We start from the raw sequence: 16,669 nt of genomic DNA on the forward strand, positions 1-16,669 counted from the left end.
CGACATGGTGCGCGCCGCTTCCGACACGCGTCGGGTCGGCGAGCACCCCTCATAGAAGCACGGGACGCGTCCCGCCCGGTCGACCGGCTCTCGTGTGGCGAGGGGGCGCGGCGAAAGACGGACCCGCGCGGTGTCCGGTCCGTAGGGGTCCGCGCGTGGGCGAGGCCCCCGGGCCGGGCCGCCCGGCCGCCGCTGGAACCCGGGCGGCCGGGCGGCCCCTCCTCCCTACGGTCCGGGCACGGCCACCGGATACGCTCGGCGCGACAGCGACTTCCAGGAGGAACCACCATGTCAGCGACCGCCGTCGTCACCGGAGCCAGCAGCGGGATCGGGGCCGCCACCGCGCGCGGCCTCGCCGAGGAGGGCTACGAGGTGGTCCTGGTCGCCCGCCGCGCCGACCGGATCGAGGCGCTGGCGAAGGAACTGGCCGCGGAGGGCCGCAGCGCCCGCGCCCACGTCCTCGACGTCACCGACAGGGCGGCCGTCGACGCCTTCGCCGACTCCCTGGCCTCGTGCGAGGTCCTGGTCAACAACGCGGGCGGCGCCATCGGCACCGAGACCGTCGCCGAGGCCGACCCCGCCGACTGGCGCGCCATGTACGAGGTCAACGTCATCGGCGTGCTCAACATGACCCAGGCCCTGCTGCCCAAACTGACCGCCAGCGGGGACGGCACCGTGCTGGTCGTCTCCTCCACGGCGGGCCACGTTGCCTACGAGGGCGGCGGCGGGTACGTGGCCGCCAAGCACGGCGCGCACTCCCTGGCCGCCACGCTGCGCCTGGAGCTGTGCGGGGAGCCGGTGCGCGTGCTGGAGGTCGCGCCGGGCATGGTCAGGACCGAGGAGTTCGCCCTCAACCGGATGCGCGGGAACTCCGGTGCCGCCGACGCCGTCTACGCCGGTGTGCCCGACCCGCTGACCGCCGGGGACGTCGCCGACACCATCGTGTGGGCGGTCACGCGGCCCCCGCACGTGAACATCGACCTGCTCGTGGTGCGCCCGCGCGCGCAGGCCGCCCAGCACAAGGTCCACCGCGTTCCGCGGGGGGAGGACTAGGGCCTGTTTTTTGGGCGGATCCCGGTTCGCAGGGGGTCGGTCCGGGCGCCCACGGGGTCCTGGGGGCGGCGGAGGCGGGTTCGTGGGGAACGGGTGGACCCGCAGTGGGCGCCGCCGTGCCCGCTACGACCCGGTTCCCGCTCTCCGGGCGCCCGGACACGGGCCGGGGCGGAGCGGAGGCCCGAAGAACGGCGGAGGTCCGGAGAACACCGTCCAGCCGGGGAGGCGCGTGCGGGCCGCCGGTCCCCGGCCCGGCGGGGCTCAGGCCTGCGCGCCGCCGGACGCGCACTCGGCGCAGTCGCAGTAGTTCGTCGTGGACATGGACCGGCACCGGGTGCAGATCTGCCGCTTCGCCCCGGGGGGATCGTGCTTCCAGTCGTGCTGCCCCCGCCTGCAGATCCCCGAGGGGCCGATGACGGTGTCGTCACGTGAGGTGTCCATGGCAGCAAGGTAGCCCCGGCCGACCCCGAAGACCAGGGCAGGGTGGCCCCGTGCCCGGTCGGGGCCGCCCCCGGACGGGGACGGCCCGTGTCCGGACGGGGGCCGGGCGGAGCCCGGATCAGGCGTCGAGTTCCCGGGACAGCATCTCCACCAGCTCGTCCAGGACCTTGTCCGCGTTCTCCTGCTCCTCGCAGGACAGGGTGACCGTCTCGCCGTGCTTGACGCCCAGCGCCATCACCGCGAGCACGCTGCGCGCGTCCACGGGGTCCTGGCCCTCCCGGGCGACCTTGACGGGCAGGCCGGAGCCGTTGACGGCCTGGACGAACAGGCTGGCGGGGCGGGCGTGCAGGCCGAGCTGGGAGGCGATGGCTACGGTGCGCTGGGGCATGTCAGTCCTCGAAGAAGTCGTCGGGAGATCGTCGGGTGGGCGGGGAGGCCCGGGTCAGAGCGTGTCGACCGGCCACTGCGGGTCGGGGTCGGCCACCACGCTGATCGCGTCGGTGGCCACGTCGTCGGGGGAGGGGACGGTGGTTCCGGGCAGGGAGACCGCGGCCGTCCCCCACGCCACGGCGTGCCGCAGCCGGTCCTCGGGGGGGCCGTCCGCGCCCAGGAACCCGGCCAGGGAGCAGTCGCCCGCGCCCACTGTGCTGCGCGTGCGGACCCGGGGACCGCGCGCCCACCAGGTGTGCTCGGGATCCACGAGTATCGCACCGTGGCCCCCCAGAGTCACCAGAGCGGAGCCGTTGCCCCACCCCAGAACCTCGCGGGCGGCGTCGGTGACCGCGCCCACGGTGGGCAGTTCCCGGCCGATCAGCTCGGCCAGCTCCTCGTGGTTGGGCTTGAGTAGGGACACCGACCCCGCGCGGGCCGCCGACTCCAGGGGCTTGCCGGAGGTGTCCAGGGCCAGGGGGACCCCGTGGGAGGCGGCCAGTTCGGCGACGCGCACGTACAGGTCGTCGGGGGTGCCGGAGGGAAGGCTGCCGCTGGCCACCACCCACGCGGGTCCCCGGCCCAGTTCGCCCTCCAGGGCGGCGAGCAGGGCGTCGGTCTCCCCGGGGGAGAGCACGGGGCCGGGTGCGTTGAGCTTGGTGGTGGTGCCGTCGTCCTCGGTGACGGCGATGTTGCCCCGGGTCTCGCCCTCGATGGGGACGGCGACGCAGGGCAGGTCTCCGAGCAGTGTGGTCAGCTCGGCGCCTCCGCCGCCGCCCACGGGCAGGACCGCCCTGGTGGGCACGCCGGCACGGCGCAGCGCGCGGGAGACGTTGACGCCCTTGCCGCCCGCCTGCGCGCGGGTGGAGCCCACGCGCAGGACCTCACCGCGGGTCAGGTGGCTGACCTCCAGGGTGTGGTCCACGCTCGGGTTGGGGGTGAGGGTCAGGATCATGGGTGCTCTTTTCGAGGTGGCTGCGCCCGGCCCGGTCCGGATGTGGGACTACCTTTGATTATGTGTGTTTACCTGCGTGTGTCAATGCTGTTGTGTCCTGGTTTCCGGTTTTGGCCACTGTCGGTCACGGGTGGAGGGGGCTCGCGTCACCGGTGTTCGGGTGCGCGGGTGCAGTCGAGGGGGAGGGAACGCTCCTGGTGGGTTCGGGCGGAGTACAGGGCTTCGCGTCGAGCGGTGTTGCTGGGATATTGGTTCAAGGTACCTCTTGTGTGTCCCAGGCAACACCACTAAACTCACAGAAAACCACACCGAAACACAGGTGATCCAACATGTACGCGGAAGAGCGCCAGAAGGCGATCCTCGAACGCGCCCGGCGGGACGGCCGGGTCGACGTCACGGGGCTTGCCGCGGAGTTCGACGTCACCTACGAGACCATCCGGCGCGACCTCACGGCACTCGAACGCCACGGGGTCCTGCGCAGGGTCCACGGTGGCGCGATCCCCGTCGAGCGGCTGGGCTTCGAGCCCGCCCTCAATGTGCGCGACTCCGTCATGACGCAGGAGAAGGAGCGCATCGCCAAGGCGGCCCTGGCCGAGCTTCCGGAGGAGGGCGCCATCCTGCTCGACGCCGGGTCCACGACCGGACGCCTCGCCGAGCAGCTGCCCTCCGACCGCGAACTCACCGTCGTCACCAACTCCCTGTCCATCGCCCTCACACTCGCCCCACGTACCCACATCAACCTCATGCTGCTCGGCGGACGCCTGCGCACCCGCACACAGGCCACCGTCGACGCCTGGGCGCTGCGCTCCCTCGCCGAGTCCTACGTCGACGTCGCCTTCATCGCGGCCAACGGCATCTCCACCGAACGCGGGCTCACCACCCCCGACCCCGCGGAGGCGGAGGTCAAGCGGACCATGATCGCCTCGGCCCGCCGCTGCGTCCTGCTCGCCGACCACACCAAGGTCGGCAACGACCACTTCGCCCGCTTCGCCGCGGTCGAGGACCTCGACCTGGTCATCACCGACACCGGTCTCGCCAGCGGTCTCGCCGACGAACTGGAGGCCGCCGGACCCCGGGTCCAGGTGGTCTGACCAGAGCGGGACACCGAGCGGGGCGGTTCCACCGTCCGGGACCGCCCCGCCCCGGACGCCCCGCGCCCACCCACTTCCCCTCCCCATCTCATCGGCGGGCTGCCCGCCCGTCGCACCTCCCAGGAGGTCCCCCATGACCACACAGCAGAGCACGGACAGACTCGCCTCGGTGCGCTCCGGAGTACAGCGCTTCGGAGGCTTCCTGTCGAGCATGGTGATGCCCAACATCGGCGCGTTCATCGCCTGGGGCCTCATCACCGCCCTGTTCATCCCCGACGGGTGGTGGCCCAACGAGCAGATGGCCGGGCTCGTCGACCCGATGATCAAGTACCTGCTGCCGCTGCTGATCGCCTACACCGGCGGCGCGCTGGTGCACGACAGGCGCGGCGGCGTGGTCGGCGCGGCCGCGACCATGGGCGTGATCGTCTCCGCGGACATCCCGATGTTCCTGGGCGCGATGTTCATGGGGCCGTTCGCGGCCTACCTCATGAAGCACTTCGACCGGGTCGTCCAGCCGCGCATCAAGGCCGGCTTCGAGATGCTGGTCAACAACTTCAGCGCCGGCATCCTCGCGGCGCTCCTGGCGGCCCTGGGCGTCTACGCGGTCGGCCCGGTGGTGGAGCGCATCGCCGGGGGCCTGGGCGCGGGCGTGCAGTTCCTCATCGACCTGAGCCTGCTGCCGCTGGTCTCGGTCATCGTCGAGCCCGCCAAGGTGCTGTTCCTCAACAACGCCATCAACCACGGCGTCTTCACCCCGCTGGGCACCGCCCGCGCGCTCGCCGACGGCCGCGCCATCGAGTTCCTCATCGAGTCGAACCCCGGACCGGGCCTGGGCATCCTGCTGGCCCTGATGTTCTTCGGCTCCAAGGTCAGCCGCGCCACCGCGTCCGGAGCCGCCGTCATCCACTTCTTCGGCGGGATCCACGAGATCTACTTCCCGTACATCCTCGCCCAGCCCAAGCTGATCCTCGCCGCGATCGGCGGCGGCATGTCCGGCGTCGCGACCTTCATGGTCCTGGACGCCGGACTCATCTCCGCCGCCTCCCCCGGCAGCATCATCGCGATCATGGCGGTCACCCCGCCGGGGGGCCACCTGTCGGTCCTGGCCGGGGTCGTCGCCGCCACCATCGTCTCCTTCGTCATCGCCTCGTTCCTGCTCGGCTTCGGCCGGTCCGAGCGCAAGGCCGAGCGTGAGGAGAAAGCCCAGCAGGAAGCCGCCCAGAACCAGGAGAACAGCTGATGAGCAGTATCGAGGGCTCCGCCATCAAGAAGGTCGTCGTCGCCTGCGACGCGGGTATGGGCAGCAGCGTCCTGCTCACCTCGCAGCTGAGCAAGACCCTGTCCCCGCACGGCGTGACCGTCGAGCACTCCCCGGTCGACCGGATCCCCGAGGGCGCCGACGTGGTCCTGTGCCACGTCGGGCTGGTCGACCGGGCCCGGACCCGGGTGCCCGGCACCGTCGTGATCAGTTTCCAGATGTTCCTGGGCGACCCGGCGTTCGCGCGCCTGGAGCAGGCCGTGAAGAACGGGAGCACCCTTGCCGAGTGATCTGGTGCTGACCGAGGAGGCCGTGCGGCTGGGCCGCAAGGCCGCCGACCGCGCCGACGCCATCGACCAGTGCGGCGCCCTGCTCGTCGAACTGGGCGCCGTCGAACCCGGCTACGTGCCCGCCATGCACGAGCGGGAGGCCTCCATCCCCACCTTCGTCGGCGAGGGCGTGGCCATCCCGCACGGCACGGACGCCTCGCGGGTCCTGGTCAAGCGCACCGCGCTGGCCGTGGTCCAGTTCCCCGGCGGGGTCGACTGGGGCGGTCCCACCGTCCACGTGGCCATCGGCATCGCCGCCTCCGGAGACGAGCACCTGGGTGTCCTGTCCTCGCTGGCGGGGATCCTCACCGACCCGGAGAAGGCGGCGCGCCTGCGCTCCGCCAGCACCACGTCCGACGTCCTCGAACTGCTCGGCCCCCTACAGGACGGCTGAGCCCAACCGAACCACCCGCCGGTCCCCTGACCCAGGGCCGGCGGGCCCAGCAGAAAGGCCCGAACATGCTCGTCGCCCGCTTCTACGCCCCCGGTGACATCCGACTGGAGCAGGCCCCCGAGCCGACCGCCGGACCCGGACAGCTCAAGATCGCCGTCGTCAACTGCTCCACGTGCGGCACCGACGTGAAGATCTCCCGGCACGGACACCACCACATCCGTCCGCCCCGCGTGATCGGCCACGAGATCGCCGGGCGGATCGTCGAGGTGGGCGAGGGCGTCACCGGCTGGGCCGAGGGCGACCGCGTCCAGGTCATCGCCGCCATCCCCTGCGGCACCTGCGTGGAGTGCTCCGACGGCCGGTTCACCGTGTGCTCGCGCCAGGAGTCCATGGGTTACCACTACGACGGCGGCTTCGCCGAGTACATGATCATCCCCGAGTCGGTCCTGGCCGTGGACGGGGTCAACCGCGTCCCCGACAACATCGACCTGGCCGAGGCCTCCGTCGCCGAGCCGCTGGCGTGCGTGCTCAACGGCCAGGAGATCGCCGGTGTCGGCGAGGGCGACACGGTCGTGGTCATGGGCGCAGGGCCGATCGGCTGCCTGCACGTCCGGCTGGCCCGTGCGCGCGGCGCCGCGAAGGTCTACCTGGTGGACCTCAACCGGGGTCGCCTGGACATGTCCGCCGACATCGTCCAGCCCGACGCGTCGATCTGCGGCGCCGAGACCGACGCCGTGGAGGAGGTGCTCCGCCTGACCGACGGCCGGGGCGCCGACGTCGTCATCACCGCCGCCGCCTCCGGGCGCGCCCAGGAGGACGCGCTGCGCATGGTCTCGCGCAGCGGCCGGATCAGCTTCTTCGGCGGCCTGCCCAAGGACGCGCCGATCATCCAGCTGGACTCCAACGCCGTGCACTACCGGGAGATCTCGATCTTCGGCGCCAACGGCTCCAGCCCCGAGCACAACCGCCGCGCCCTGGAGCTGATCTCCTCCGGCGCCGTGCCGGTGGCGGACCTGATCACCGAGCGGATGTCCCTGTCCGACGTGCACAAGGCCATCGAGACGGTGGCCTCGGGCACCGCGATCAAGGTGACCATCCAGCCCTGACGCGCGATGGCGGCGGACCCGGACGCGCGGGCGCGCGGCCGCTTCCGGGACGGTCCCCGGACCCACCCGGGCCCTCCCGGTACGGAAGCGGCCCCGGGACCCGGCCCCCGGGCCGTCCGCAGGGCTCTCGCACCCCGCCCTCCCCGCGGTCTCCCGGACCGCGGGGAGGGCGGTCGCGGGGCCAGCCCGGTCGTCCACAGGGGCTACCGCCGCCCGCCCTCCCCGCGGTTTCCTGGACACACAAGACTTCTGCCGGACACGCGACCCGCCCGTCACCTCCACCGCCCCCGGCGGCCGACCTCCGGCCGCGGCCTCCCGGTCCGCGTCCCGTCGGCACGGCGGCGCCCGCGTTCCCCGCACCCGGGGACGGGGCGCTCCGGCGGGGCACGAACCCTGACGGGCCCCGGCCACACCACCCCGGCCCTTCCCGACGTACGGAGCGACCATGGCGAAGACTGAACCCCTCCCCGCCGCAGCCGGCGACACCCGGCTGACGGGTATCCCCGCCAGCCCGGGGGCCGCTGTCGGCCCGGTGGCGCGGATGGCCCCACCGCCGTCCCTGCCCGACCAGCGGCCCACCGTCGTCGACGCGGGAGAGGAGGCCGCCCGGGCGCGTCAGGCCCTGGAACAGGTGGCCGACCTGCTCGACGGCCAGGCCGCGGACCTCCAGGGCGACGCGGCGGCCGTGCTGAGCGCCCAGGCGCTCATGGCACGCGACCCCGAGCTCGCGCGCCGCGCCGCGGAGCGCACCGAGGCCGGGGACCCCGCGGCGTGGGCCGTCCACGCGGCCTGCGGCGCCTACCAGGAGCTGCTCCAGGCGGCGGGCGGCTACCTCGCCGAACGCGCCGCCGACCTCGCCGACATCCGGGACCGCGCGACCGCCGTGCTCCTGGACCTGCCGATGCCCGGGCTGCCCGACCCCGGCGTCCCCCACGTGCTGGTCGCCGACGACCTCGCGCCCGCCGACACCGTCCAGCTCGACGTCGAGCGCGTGCTCGCCATCGTCACGCGTTACGGCGGACCCACCAGTCACACGGTCATCCTGGCCCGGTCACTCGGCATCCCGGCCGTGGTCGGCTGCACGGGGGCCGCCGGACTGCGGGACGCGACGCCGGTGGCGGTGGACGGCGACGCCGGGACGGTCGAGGTCGAGCCCGACGAGGGGCTCGCCGAGCGGATGCGCGAGCGCGCCGAACGGCGACGCGCCCTGCTGGCCGGATCCACCGGTCCGGGCCGGACCGCCGACGACGTCCCGGTCGCGCTGCTGCTCAACGTCGGCGAGGGGGACCCCGGCAAGGCCGGTGCCCACGACAGCGAGGGCGTGGGGCTGCTGCGCACCGAGTTCCTCTTCCTGGAGCGCTCCGACCCGCCCACCGTCGAGGAGCAGACCGCCTCCTACACGGCCCTGTTCCAGGCGTTCGCCGGGCGCACGGTGACGGTGCGGACCCTGGACGCGGGCTCGGACAAGCCCCTGGCCTTCGCGCAGACCGGCCACGAGGACAACCCCGCGCTCGGCGTCCGGGGCTTCCGGACCTCGCGGGTGCACCCCGACCTGATCACCGACCAGCTCACGGCCATCGCCGCCGCCTGCCGGGAGACCTCCGCCAAGGTCCGGGTGATGGCGCCGATGGTGTCCACGCCCGACGAGGCGGCGGAGTTCGTCTCCCTCGCCCGCGAGGCCGGGCTCGACCAGGTCGGCGTGATGATCGAGGTGCCCGGCGCGGCGCTGCTCGCCGACCGGCTGCTGCCCCGGGTGGACTTCGTGTCGATCGGCACCAACGACCTGGCGCAGTACACCATGGCCACCGACCGGACCCTCGGCGCGCTGCCCGACCTGCTCGACCCCTGGCAGCCCGCGCTGCTCCAGCTGGTGGGCACCGTGGGCGGCGCGGGGGAGCGGTCGGGACGTCCGGTGGGGGTGTGCGGCGAGGCCGCCGCGGACCCGCTCCTGGCCCTGGTGCTGGTGGGGCTGGGCGCGACCAGCCTGTCGATGTCCGCGCCCGCGCTGCCCGCCGTGCGCCACGCGCTGGCCCTGCACACCCACAGCGACTGCCGCAGACTGGCCGACCTGGCGGTCGCCGCCTCCAGCGCCGAACAGGCGCGCGAGGCGGTCAGGTCCGCCGCTCACCCGGAGGCGGTCGACCGCTGACGCCCACCCGGGCACGCCGTGCGCCCTCCCTCCACACCTCGGACACGGGAGGGCGCACCGCCGCGGGCGAACACGTTCTCAACCCCCCGGGGGGCGCCCGGTACGCGGGGCCGGCACGGGGCGTCGGGGCCCTCAGCCCCCCTGCGTGCCGATCCGGACGAACTCGTCCTGGCTGATGAGCAGGTCGTGGTCGGTGTCGACGTCGAGGGCGAAGGCGTGCAGCGCGCTCATGCGGTCGAGTCCCAGGTCCTGCTCGGCGTACACCAGCCACTCGTGGATGTTGATGGAGCCGTCCTGGTCCGTGTCGAGCCGGGTGAACAGGTCGCGTGCCTCCTGCTCGGTCGTGGCGCTGGGCAGGAACTTCTCGGGCATGGTGATGCGCTCCTTCGTTCGTGGGATCGGCCGGGGCGGAACCGTCGGCGGTACGTGTGCTCATCGTCCCACCGGAAGGGGCCGCTCCGTCGCCGGAGTCCCCGGCGCCCTCTCCGCGGTGGCGCGGGTGCGACGCCCCCGTTCCGGAGCGGACAGCCGGACCGGAGAACGCGCTCCGGGCAGGCGGCGGCCGGAACCGGGAACGTAGACTCGGCGCATGTTCGGCAGAGTCCGGCGTTGGTCGCGGCGGCACGAGACCCTCGTCGACGCGATCCAGGCGGCCCCGCTCCTGCTGCTGTGCCTCATGGCGAGCCTCAACCACGCCGACCCGGACTCCTACGGCGGCGTCCCCCTGCCCTACCTCGCCGTCACGCTCGCGCTCGTACTGCCGCTGGCGCTGCGTCGTAGGTACCCGCTGGCCGTGTTCGCGCTCCTCGCCTTGGTCGGGCTCCTGCAACTGGCCCTCGGCTTCGGCCTGGTCCTGGCCGACTTCGCCGTCCTCGTCGCCATGTACACCGTGGCCGCGCACCGCCGGTTCGGGTGGGCACTGGCCGCGCTGGCCACCGCCGAGGCCGGTCTGGTGCTGATGCTCGCGAGCCTGCCCCACGCCGACTGGGGCGACTGGAACGTGTTCGTCGTCTACACGTTCCTCATCATGCTCCTGTGGGTCACCGGCCTCTACACGAGCGTCCGCCGCGGCTACCTCGTCGGTCTGGAGGAGCGCGCCGAGTGGCTCGAACGCGAGCGCGACGCCCGCGCCCGGGCCGCGATCGCCGAGGAGCGGGCGCGCATCGCCCGCGAACTGCACGACGTGGTGGCCCACAACGTGAGCGTGATGGTGGTGCAGGCCGACGGCGCCGCGTTCGCGATCGACTCCGACCCGGCGCGGGCCAAGGGCGCGCTGGAGACCATCTCGGAGACCGGCCGAACCGCCCTGGCCGAGATGCGCGGCGTGCTCGGGGTGCTCCGGGAGGACGAAACCGGAGGGGAGTACGCTCCGCGACCCGGCGTCGAACAGCTGGAACAGCTGTTCGCGCGGGTGCGCGGTGCCGGACTGCCGGTGGAGTGCACCGTGGAGGGCCCGGTACGCCCACTGACGACGGGGGTGGATCTCGCCGTCTACCGGGTGGTGCAGGAGGCGCTGACCAACACGCTCAAGCACGCCGGGCCCGGGGCCGGTCGCGTCCGGGTGCGGCTGCGCTACGGGGACGACACCCTGGAGGTGCGGGTCCTCGACGACGGGCGCGGCACGGCTGCGTCCGAGGCCGCCCGCCCCGGGCGGGGGCACGGCCTGATCGGCATGCGCGAGAGGGTGTCGGTGTACGGCGGCTCCGTACGGGCGGGACCGTGCTCCGGCGGAGGCTACGAGGTGGTGGCGTCGCTGCCGTTGCGGCCGACCACCACGTGAGCGATTCGAGGGAGGGGAGCACACCTGTGGGCACACCGGAAGCCGGTGGGACGGGCATCGACACGGGAACCGGCACGGGAGGCGCCGGGAGGACGGACGCCGTACGCGTCGTGCTCGTCGACGACCAGGAGCTGGTCCGCACGGGCTTTCGCATGGTCCTCGACGCGCAGCCCGACATCCGGGTGGTGGGCGAGGCCGGTGACGGCGCCACCGCGCTGGAACTGCTGCGGACCCTGGCCGCCGACGTCGTCCTCATGGACGTCCGGATGCCGCGCATGGACGGCGTGGAGGCGACGCGCCGCGTCTGCGCCGTGGACGGCGGCCCACGGGTGCTGATCCTGACCACCTTCGACCTCGACGAGTACGCCTACGCGGCGCTGAAGGCCGGGGCGAGCGGTTTCCTGCTCAAGGACGCCCGGCCCCCGGAGCTGCTGTCGGCGATCCGCTCCGTCCACTCCGGCGACGCGGTGGTCGCCCCCAGCACGACGCGGCGGCTGCTCGACCGCTTCGTCGGCCACCTGCGCGCCGACGACGAGGCCCCGCCGACCCCCGAGTCCCTCGACGTGCTGACCCCGCGCGAGCGCGAGGTGCTCGCGGTGGTGGCCCGCGGGCTGTCCAACACCGAGATCGCCGCCCTGCTGCACGTGTCCGAGGCCACGGTCAAGACCCACGTGGGGCGGATCCTGACCAAGCTCGACCTGCGCGACCGGGTGCAGGCGGTGGTGCTCGCCTACGAGACCGGCCTGGTGGGCGTCCGCGGGTCCTGAGGGCTCCGGGTTCCCGCGCCGCGCTCCAGGTCCCCCGCGCCGCCGGGAGGGGCCGCTGACCGCGAACCCGGCAGGAGGCCGGGGCGCGGGGCCGACCGCACCCCCCTTCGGCGCGCCGGGCCTACCCCATGGGTCGCACACCGGGGCCCGGGTCATCCCGCAGAGGGACGCGCAAGGTCATCCTCCGGCCAGACGCCCCGTGGGGCCTCGGCGGACACGATGGTTCCGTGCCTCCAATGATCACCACCCACGGCCTGAGCAAGAAGTACGGCGACCGCGCCGTCGTCGAGGACCTGGACCTGCACGTACCGGAAGGGTGCGTGTACGGCTTCCTCGGCCCCAACGGGTCGGGAAAGTCGACCACGATGAAGATGCTCCTGTCGCTGGTACGCCCCACCAGCGGCGAGATCCACGTCATGGGCCGCCCCATGCGGCGTTCCACCCGCCGAGAGCTCCTGGGCGGTATCGGTTCCCTCATCGAGTCCCCGCCCGCGTACGCGCACCTCACCGGCGGGGAGAACATGCGCCTGGTGCGGCGGCTGCTGGACCTGGACAAGGGCCAGGTGGCCCGGGCGGTGCGCACCGTACGCCTCCAGGACCACCTCGACAAGCTCGTCCGCGACTACTCGCTGGGCATGAAGCAGCGGCTGGGCATCGCGATGGCGCTGGCCCGCGAACCCCGCCTGCTGATCCTTGACGAGCCCACCAACGGCCTCGACCCCGCCGGTATCGACGAGATCCGGCGCCTGCTCACCCGGCTGGCCGAACAGGGAACCACCGTGATGGTCTCCAGCCACCTGCTGGGCGAGATCGACCGGACCGCCTCCGTGCTCGGCATCCTCAGCAACGGCCGCATGCTCTTCCAGGGCACCCGGGACCAGCTGCTCGCGCGCTCCACCCCCGACGTGCTCATCGAGACGACCGAACCCGAACGGGCGAGCGCCCTCACCGCCCGGTGGGGCGCGGTCCGCGACGGCGGCGCCGTGCGCCTGCCCGGACTCGACCAGGAGGCCACGGCCCGCGTGGTGGCCCACCTCGTCGGCGAACACGTGCCCGTCCACGGCGTGCGCCGCGACGCCCAGTCCCTGGAGGACGTGTTCATGGACCTCACCGGAGGGCAGGGCCTGTGATCGCTCTCGCCGTGGCCAACGAGTTCGCCAAGATGCGCCGCCTGCGTGTGGCGCCCGTCGCGGGCGTCATGGTGGCCGGCGTGGTCGCGCTGTCCTGCTTCGCCGCGTTGGGCGACCCGGGGTTCCTGGAGTCGGTGGACGACCCCTCCGAGCACCCCTGGCGGTTGCTGCTCGCGGGCATGGCGCTGGCCGTGCCGCTGACCTCGCCCATCCTGCTGGCGGTGCTGGCCAGCCGACAGGTGGACATCGAACACCAGGGGAACGGCTGGCTGCTCTCCCAGACCTCGGGACTGACCCCCGGACACCTGTGCCGGGCCAAGTTCGCGGCCACCGGCGCGGTCGTGGTGGCGGCCACCCTGGCCCAGAGCGGCCTGGTGGCGGCGGTCGGCCTGGCGCTGGGCGTCACGGTGGCCTTCCCTGCCGGGCAGTGGCTCGGCTACACCGCCGCGGCCGTGGTCGTGAACCTGGTGCTCCTCGCGTTCCACCTCCTGCTGTCGGCGCGCGTGGGCAACCAGCTCGTGGGCATGGGGGTCGGGGTCCTGGGCGTGTTCGTGGCCCTGACCAGCACGGGGACGCCCGCGTGGCTGACTCACCTCCTCCCTCCGTGGGGGTACTACGCGCTGGTCACGCCCGTCGACTCCCGCGGTTCCGACATGGTCTCGCTGGATCCCCCGCACCTGAGCGTGGTCGCCCTCGGGGTCGCGGGCGGCCTCCTGTTCATGCTCGTCACCCGCCTGTTCGACCGTCAGGAGGCCTGAGCCATGGGTTCGGTCCGAGCCGAGTTCCTCAAGCTGAAGCGTTCCCTGAGCTGGGTCGTGGTGGTGCTCCTGCCGCTGTTGGCCGTGCTCACCGGGGCGGCCAACACGGCGGTCTCCGGTCAGCCGCTCGAAGGGGACTGGCACACCCTGTGGATGCGGGTGGTGGTCTTCTACGGCCTGTTCCCCCTGGCAGTCGGCATGGCCGTGCTGGCCTCGCTGGTGTGGCGGGTCGAGCACCAGGGCGGCAACTGGAACGCGCTGATGGGTCGGAAGGTGTCCAGCTTCCACGTGGTCGTCGGCAAGACGGCCGTGCTCGCCGTGCTCGCGGCGGCGATGCAGGCGGTGCTGGTCGCGGGCGTCATCGTCGTCGGCAAGCTGGTGTTCGCGCTGCCCGGAACGCTGCCGCCCCGGTACCTCCTGGCCAGTGTCGTCGTCGTGCTGGCGTGTGTGCCCGTGGCGGCACTCCAGTCCGGGTTGTCGATGCTCATGAGGTCCTTCGCCGCCCCCGTGGCCGTGGCGCTGCTCGGGGCGACCTCGGGGGTGCTGCTGCTGGTGACCCGGCTCGAACCCGTGGCGGTGACGCTCCCGTACGGGCTGCTCAGCCGGGCGACCCAAATGGGCACCGGGATGTTCGCGGACACCGGGAGCGTCACCACCGGCCTCGTGTCCGTCGTCGTGGCGGTCGCCCTCGGTCTCACGGCGGTGCTGACCGTCGGGGCCGCCGCCGTCCTGGACCGTCGCGACATCCGCTGACGGCGCGCGCGGCCCGCGGGTTCGGCTCGTCCGGTTGTCGGGCCGTCCGCGCCTCGGACGCGGCCGTCAGGAGGACTGGCGCCGTGCGCGCCACTCCGGGGCGAGCACCGACCAGACCTCCATGTCGTGGCGCTCGCCCCGGTAGACGTAGCTCTCCCGCAGCACGCCGTCCCTGACCATGCCGAGCCGCCGGGCCACGGCGATGCTGGCCCCGTTCGCCGAGGAGGCGTGCCACTCCACGCGGTGGACGCCCCGCTTCTCGACGGCCCAGTCGATGATCGCGCGCGTGGCCCTGGTCACCAACCCGCGCCCGGCGGCTGACGGTTCCAGCCAGCAGCCCGCCTCGGCGGTGCCGTGCGCGAGGTCCATCGTGCGGAAGAGGACCCCGCCGAGCAGCCGCTCACCCGACCAGATGCCGTAGATGGCTCCGGTGTCGGTGGCGGCCTTCTCCGCGTACGAGCGCAGGTAGGTCCGGCTCGACTCCAGGTCCACGATGACGTCCGGGAGCGCGATGTAGCGCCCGATGAACTCGCGTCCCCGGTCGATGTTGGCCAGGAACTCCTCGGCGTGCCGCGGTTCGAGCGGGCGCAGTTCCGTGCCGTCAGCATCCAGGGGTAACGCGAACATCGCCGACCTCCACAGCCGATCCCGTGAACATGGTGGACGGGATCATCCCATGGGGGTGTTGCCGGACTCCGTTGAGGGCTGTGGACTGCGGTCGTGGGGCTGGGCTGGGCTGAACCTGGGCGGTTCCGTGCCCTGTCCGTGTGGGTGGGCGCTTACCGCTGGCGGGCCTTGAGGGTGCTGAGGAGGCTGGTCCACTCGGGGGCGGTGAAGGCGAGGTGGCCGAGTTCGCGGTTCTGGGTGTCGCGGACCAGGGTCTCGGTCCAGCCTTCGGCGACTTCCACGCAGTCGTTGTTCACTCCGCTGCTGTGACTGCTCTTGTGCCAGTCAGAGACCTCGACGCACTCACCGCCGTTGGTGCTGTAGCTGGACTTGTGCCAGTTCGAGAGCTCCACACAGTCACCACTGTGGGTGCTGTAACTGCTTTTGCGCCACGTCATGCACTGCTCCATCGCAATACTGGGTACCTCGGCAGTCCCGAGGTACCCAGGACGACTGGCTCTAACGCGTCTTGAGGGTGTTGAGGAGGCTGGTCCACTCGGGGGTGGTGAAGGCGAGGTGGCCGAGTTCGCGGTTCTGGGTGTCGCGGACCAGCACGCTCTGCCCTTCCGCGACCTCGACGCACTCGCCGCCTGAGCTGCCGCTGTGGCTGGACTTGTGCCAGTTGATGTCGGTGACCTTCGTTTTCACTCGTTGCTCCTGCTCAGGCGTTACGCGCATAACGTGTCTCGATCACCTGCTGGATCAGCTCGATTGAGGCTGGTGGGGAGAGCGCGACGTTGTGGACGTGCTCGAACGTCTCTTGGAATGCCTCTGTCTCGCTGGCTTCTTCCAGGTACAGCGATCCGAGCCTGTACTCGATGTAGACCAGGTCCCCGATCTCCACGTTCTCCAGTAGGTCCGGGAACTTCATGATCATGAAGCTGGTCTCGCTGGCTGTGTGTACCCCGGCGTCGAACGGAAGTACCTGAAGGCGGATGTTGTCCAGTTCAGCGCGTTCGATCAGGAACTCCAACTGTCGGCGCATGGTCTCGGTGTCGCCGCCGGGCCGGTGCAGCGCGGCCTCGTTGAAGACGGTGTGGAGGCGCAGGGGGTTCTCACCCGTCAGACGGGCCTGGCGTTGTGTTCGGACTTCGACCTGGGCTTCGATTTGTTCGAAAGTCCCAGAGCGCACATCCGAGGCCAAAAGGGCGCGGGCGTAGTCCGGCGTCTGGAGTAGGCCGGGGATCACGCTGTCCTGGTAGGTGGAGACCTCCAGGGCCTCGGATTCGAAGGCGACGTAGGTCGCGAACCAGTCAGGGATGTCCTTGTAGACCTGCCACCAGCCCAAAGTGCGCTGGCCCGCGAGGTCCACGAGCTTGTCGCGGACTTCGGGATCCAAGCCGTAGAAGTCAGCAAGGCGGTAGACCACGGTCTTAGGGAACGGGTTCTCAGCCCGTTCGTACTTGGTCAGAGTCCCTTGAGCGAAGCCCGCGACGGAAGCCGCGTTGGTTGCGGTGATGCCGTTGCGGATGCGTGCATCTCGCATGACACGAGCGACGATCCGTCGCGCGACGGACGCAGTGGGTCTGCTCACGGACGCCTCCTCGCAGTGTGGTGTCCCAAGTTTGGCGCAAGTTCCGCTTCGTAACCAACTTCTCGCATACTCACTC

20 protein-coding genes are annotated in these 16,669 nt (G+C 72.2%); 12 read left to right on the forward strand and 8 right to left on the reverse strand.

The features are described from left to right. The first annotated feature begins 288 nt into the window (after positions 1-288). Positions 289-1,053 carry an SDR family NAD(P)-dependent oxidoreductase gene (locus HGB44_RS01575; RefSeq protein WP_061080695.1) on the forward strand — a complete coding sequence of 255 codons (765 nt, stop codon included), beginning with the start codon at positions 289-291 and terminating at the stop codon, positions 1,051-1,053. A 261-nt stretch (positions 1,054-1,314) separates the two neighbouring features. On the opposite strand, the gene HGB44_RS01580 is transcribed toward HGB44_RS01575, so the two are convergent. The 3 genes from HGB44_RS01580 to pfkB form a co-directional block, all read right to left on the reverse strand. Beyond that, positions 1,315-1,494 (reverse strand): hypothetical protein, encoded by a 180-nt coding sequence (locus HGB44_RS01580; RefSeq protein WP_061080696.1) that lies wholly within the window; start codon positions 1,492-1,494, stop codon positions 1,315-1,317. A gap of 118 nt (positions 1,495-1,612) precedes the next feature. Continuing rightward, on the reverse strand, positions 1,613-1,882 hold the full coding sequence (locus HGB44_RS01585; protein ID WP_061080697.1) for an HPr family phosphocarrier protein: 270 nt from the start codon (positions 1,880-1,882) through the stop codon (positions 1,613-1,615). A 54-nt stretch (positions 1,883-1,936) separates the two neighbouring features. Next, the gene (gene pfkB / locus HGB44_RS01590) at positions 1,937-2,878 is read right to left on the reverse strand and encodes a 1-phosphofructokinase (protein ID WP_061080698.1); all 942 of its coding nucleotides are present in this window, start codon (positions 2,876-2,878) and stop codon (positions 1,937-1,939) included. Between the two features lie 329 nt (positions 2,879-3,207). Here pfkB and HGB44_RS01595 point away from each other — a divergent pair, with 329 nt between their 5' ends. From HGB44_RS01595 to ptsP, 6 genes are all read left to right on the forward strand, one after another. Continuing rightward, a complete protein-coding gene (locus HGB44_RS01595) occupies positions 3,208-3,969 on the forward strand; it encodes a DeoR/GlpR family DNA-binding transcription regulator (protein ID WP_061080699.1) in 762 nt (253 codons plus the stop codon). A gap of 133 nt (positions 3,970-4,102) precedes the next feature. Beyond that, positions 4,103-5,209, forward strand: coding sequence for a PTS mannitol transporter subunit IICB (mtlA, locus tag HGB44_RS01600; RefSeq protein WP_082768369.1), 1,107 nt, complete (start codon positions 4,103-4,105; stop codon positions 5,207-5,209). Next, a complete protein-coding gene (locus tag HGB44_RS01605) occupies positions 5,209-5,517 on the forward strand; it encodes a PTS sugar transporter subunit IIB (protein WP_061080716.1) in 309 nt (102 codons plus the stop codon). Before mtlA ends, HGB44_RS01605 begins: the two co-directional genes overlap by 1 nt. Beyond that, complete coding sequence (locus HGB44_RS01610) at positions 5,507-5,950, forward strand: PTS sugar transporter subunit IIA (RefSeq protein WP_061080700.1); 444 nt, start codon at positions 5,507-5,509, stop codon at positions 5,948-5,950. The genes HGB44_RS01605 and HGB44_RS01610 overlap by 11 nt, the downstream gene beginning before the upstream one ends. A 65-nt stretch (positions 5,951-6,015) precedes the next feature. Next, complete coding sequence (locus tag HGB44_RS01615) at positions 6,016-7,056, forward strand: zinc-dependent dehydrogenase (RefSeq protein WP_013155220.1); 1,041 nt, start codon at positions 6,016-6,018, stop codon at positions 7,054-7,056. A gap of 445 nt (positions 7,057-7,501) precedes the next feature. Next, positions 7,502-9,205, forward strand: coding sequence for a phosphoenolpyruvate--protein phosphotransferase (gene ptsP, locus HGB44_RS01620; RefSeq protein ID WP_061080701.1), 1,704 nt, complete (start codon positions 7,502-7,504; stop codon positions 9,203-9,205). A 132-nt stretch (positions 9,206-9,337) separates the two neighbouring features. On the opposite strand, the gene HGB44_RS01625 is transcribed toward ptsP, so the two are convergent. Next, a complete protein-coding gene (locus HGB44_RS01625) occupies positions 9,338-9,577 on the reverse strand; it encodes an EF-hand domain-containing protein (RefSeq protein WP_061080702.1) in 240 nt (79 codons plus the stop codon). A 217-nt stretch (positions 9,578-9,794) separates the two neighbouring features. Between HGB44_RS01625 and HGB44_RS01630 the strand changes: the two genes are divergently transcribed. From HGB44_RS01630 to HGB44_RS01650, 5 genes are all read left to right on the forward strand, one after another. Then, on the forward strand, positions 9,795-10,985 hold the full coding sequence (locus HGB44_RS01630) for a sensor histidine kinase (RefSeq protein WP_061080703.1): 1,191 nt from the start codon (positions 9,795-9,797) through the stop codon (positions 10,983-10,985). A 152-nt stretch (positions 10,986-11,137) separates the two neighbouring features. Next, entirely contained in the window at positions 11,138-11,752 is a 615-nt protein-coding gene (locus HGB44_RS01635) for a response regulator (RefSeq protein ID WP_210751091.1), read from the forward strand. 227 nt (positions 11,753-11,979) lie between these two features. Beyond that, entirely contained in the window at positions 11,980-12,882 is a 903-nt protein-coding gene (locus HGB44_RS01640; RefSeq protein WP_168443879.1) for an ABC transporter ATP-binding protein, read from the forward strand. After that, a complete protein-coding gene (locus HGB44_RS01645; protein ID WP_061080705.1) occupies positions 12,879-13,640 on the forward strand; it encodes an ABC transporter permease in 762 nt (253 codons plus the stop codon). The genes HGB44_RS01640 and HGB44_RS01645 overlap by 4 nt, the downstream gene beginning before the upstream one ends. A 3-nt stretch (positions 13,641-13,643) precedes the next feature. Then, the gene (locus HGB44_RS01650) at positions 13,644-14,393 is read left to right on the forward strand and encodes an ABC transporter permease (RefSeq protein WP_061080706.1); all 750 of its coding nucleotides are present in this window, start codon (positions 13,644-13,646) and stop codon (positions 14,391-14,393) included. A 66-nt stretch (positions 14,394-14,459) separates the two neighbouring features. Here HGB44_RS01650 and HGB44_RS01655 read toward each other — a convergent pair whose 3' ends face one another. The 4 genes from HGB44_RS01655 to HGB44_RS01670 all read right to left on the reverse strand — a co-directional run bounded on the left by HGB44_RS01655 (position 14,460) and on the right by HGB44_RS01670 (position 16,593). Next, entirely contained in the window at positions 14,460-15,020 is a 561-nt protein-coding gene (locus HGB44_RS01655) for a GNAT family N-acetyltransferase (protein ID WP_061080707.1), read from the reverse strand. A gap of 152 nt (positions 15,021-15,172) precedes the next feature. Continuing rightward, entirely contained in the window at positions 15,173-15,457 is a 285-nt protein-coding gene (locus HGB44_RS01660) for a DUF397 domain-containing protein (protein WP_061080708.1), read from the reverse strand. Between the two features lie 61 nt (positions 15,458-15,518). Then, on the reverse strand, positions 15,519-15,707 hold the full coding sequence (locus HGB44_RS01665) for a DUF397 domain-containing protein (protein WP_231972433.1): 189 nt from the start codon (positions 15,705-15,707) through the stop codon (positions 15,519-15,521). Positions 15,708-15,720: 13 nt separating this feature from the next. Further along, entirely contained in the window at positions 15,721-16,593 is an 873-nt protein-coding gene (locus HGB44_RS01670; protein ID WP_231972434.1) for a helix-turn-helix domain-containing protein, read from the reverse strand. Between the last annotated feature and the right edge of the window lie 76 nt (positions 16,594-16,669).

The organism is Nocardiopsis alborubida (genome assembly GCF_012396365.1).
Lineage (GTDB): Bacteria > Actinomycetota > Actinomycetes > Streptosporangiales > Streptosporangiaceae > Nocardiopsis > Nocardiopsis alborubida.

Coding starts and splice junctions, on each gene's coding strand:
- HGB44_RS01575 (WP_061080695.1), top strand. CDS start 289: ATGTCAGCGACCGCCGTCGTCACCGGAGCCAGCAGCGGGATCGGGGCC.
- HGB44_RS01580 (WP_061080696.1), bottom strand. CDS start 1,494: ATGGACACCTCACGTGACGACACCGTCATCGGCCCCTCGGGGATCTGC.
- HGB44_RS01585 (WP_061080697.1), bottom strand. CDS start 1,882: ATGCCCCAGCGCACCGTAGCCATCGCCTCCCAGCTCGGCCTGCACGCC.
- pfkB (WP_061080698.1), bottom strand. CDS start 2,878: ATGATCCTGACCCTCACCCCCAACCCGAGCGTGGACCACACCCTGGAG.
- HGB44_RS01595 (WP_061080699.1), top strand. CDS start 3,208: ATGTACGCGGAAGAGCGCCAGAAGGCGATCCTCGAACGCGCCCGGCGG.
- mtlA (WP_082768369.1), top strand. CDS start 4,103: ATGACCACACAGCAGAGCACGGACAGACTCGCCTCGGTGCGCTCCGGA.
- HGB44_RS01605 (WP_061080716.1), top strand. CDS start 5,209: ATGAGCAGTATCGAGGGCTCCGCCATCAAGAAGGTCGTCGTCGCCTGC.
- HGB44_RS01615 (WP_013155220.1), top strand. CDS start 6,016: ATGCTCGTCGCCCGCTTCTACGCCCCCGGTGACATCCGACTGGAGCAG.
- ptsP (WP_061080701.1), top strand. CDS start 7,502: ATGGCGAAGACTGAACCCCTCCCCGCCGCAGCCGGCGACACCCGGCTG.
- HGB44_RS01625 (WP_061080702.1), bottom strand. CDS start 9,577: ATGCCCGAGAAGTTCCTGCCCAGCGCCACGACCGAGCAGGAGGCACGC.
- HGB44_RS01630 (WP_061080703.1), top strand. CDS start 9,795: ATGTTCGGCAGAGTCCGGCGTTGGTCGCGGCGGCACGAGACCCTCGTC.
- HGB44_RS01635 (WP_210751091.1), top strand. CDS start 11,138: ATGGTCCTCGACGCGCAGCCCGACATCCGGGTGGTGGGCGAGGCCGGT.
- HGB44_RS01650 (WP_061080706.1), top strand. CDS start 13,644: ATGGGTTCGGTCCGAGCCGAGTTCCTCAAGCTGAAGCGTTCCCTGAGC.
- HGB44_RS01655 (WP_061080707.1), bottom strand. CDS start 15,020: ATGTTCGCGTTACCCCTGGATGCTGACGGCACGGAACTGCGCCCGCTC.
- HGB44_RS01660 (WP_061080708.1), bottom strand. CDS start 15,457: ATGACGTGGCGCAAAAGCAGTTACAGCACCCACAGTGGTGACTGTGTG.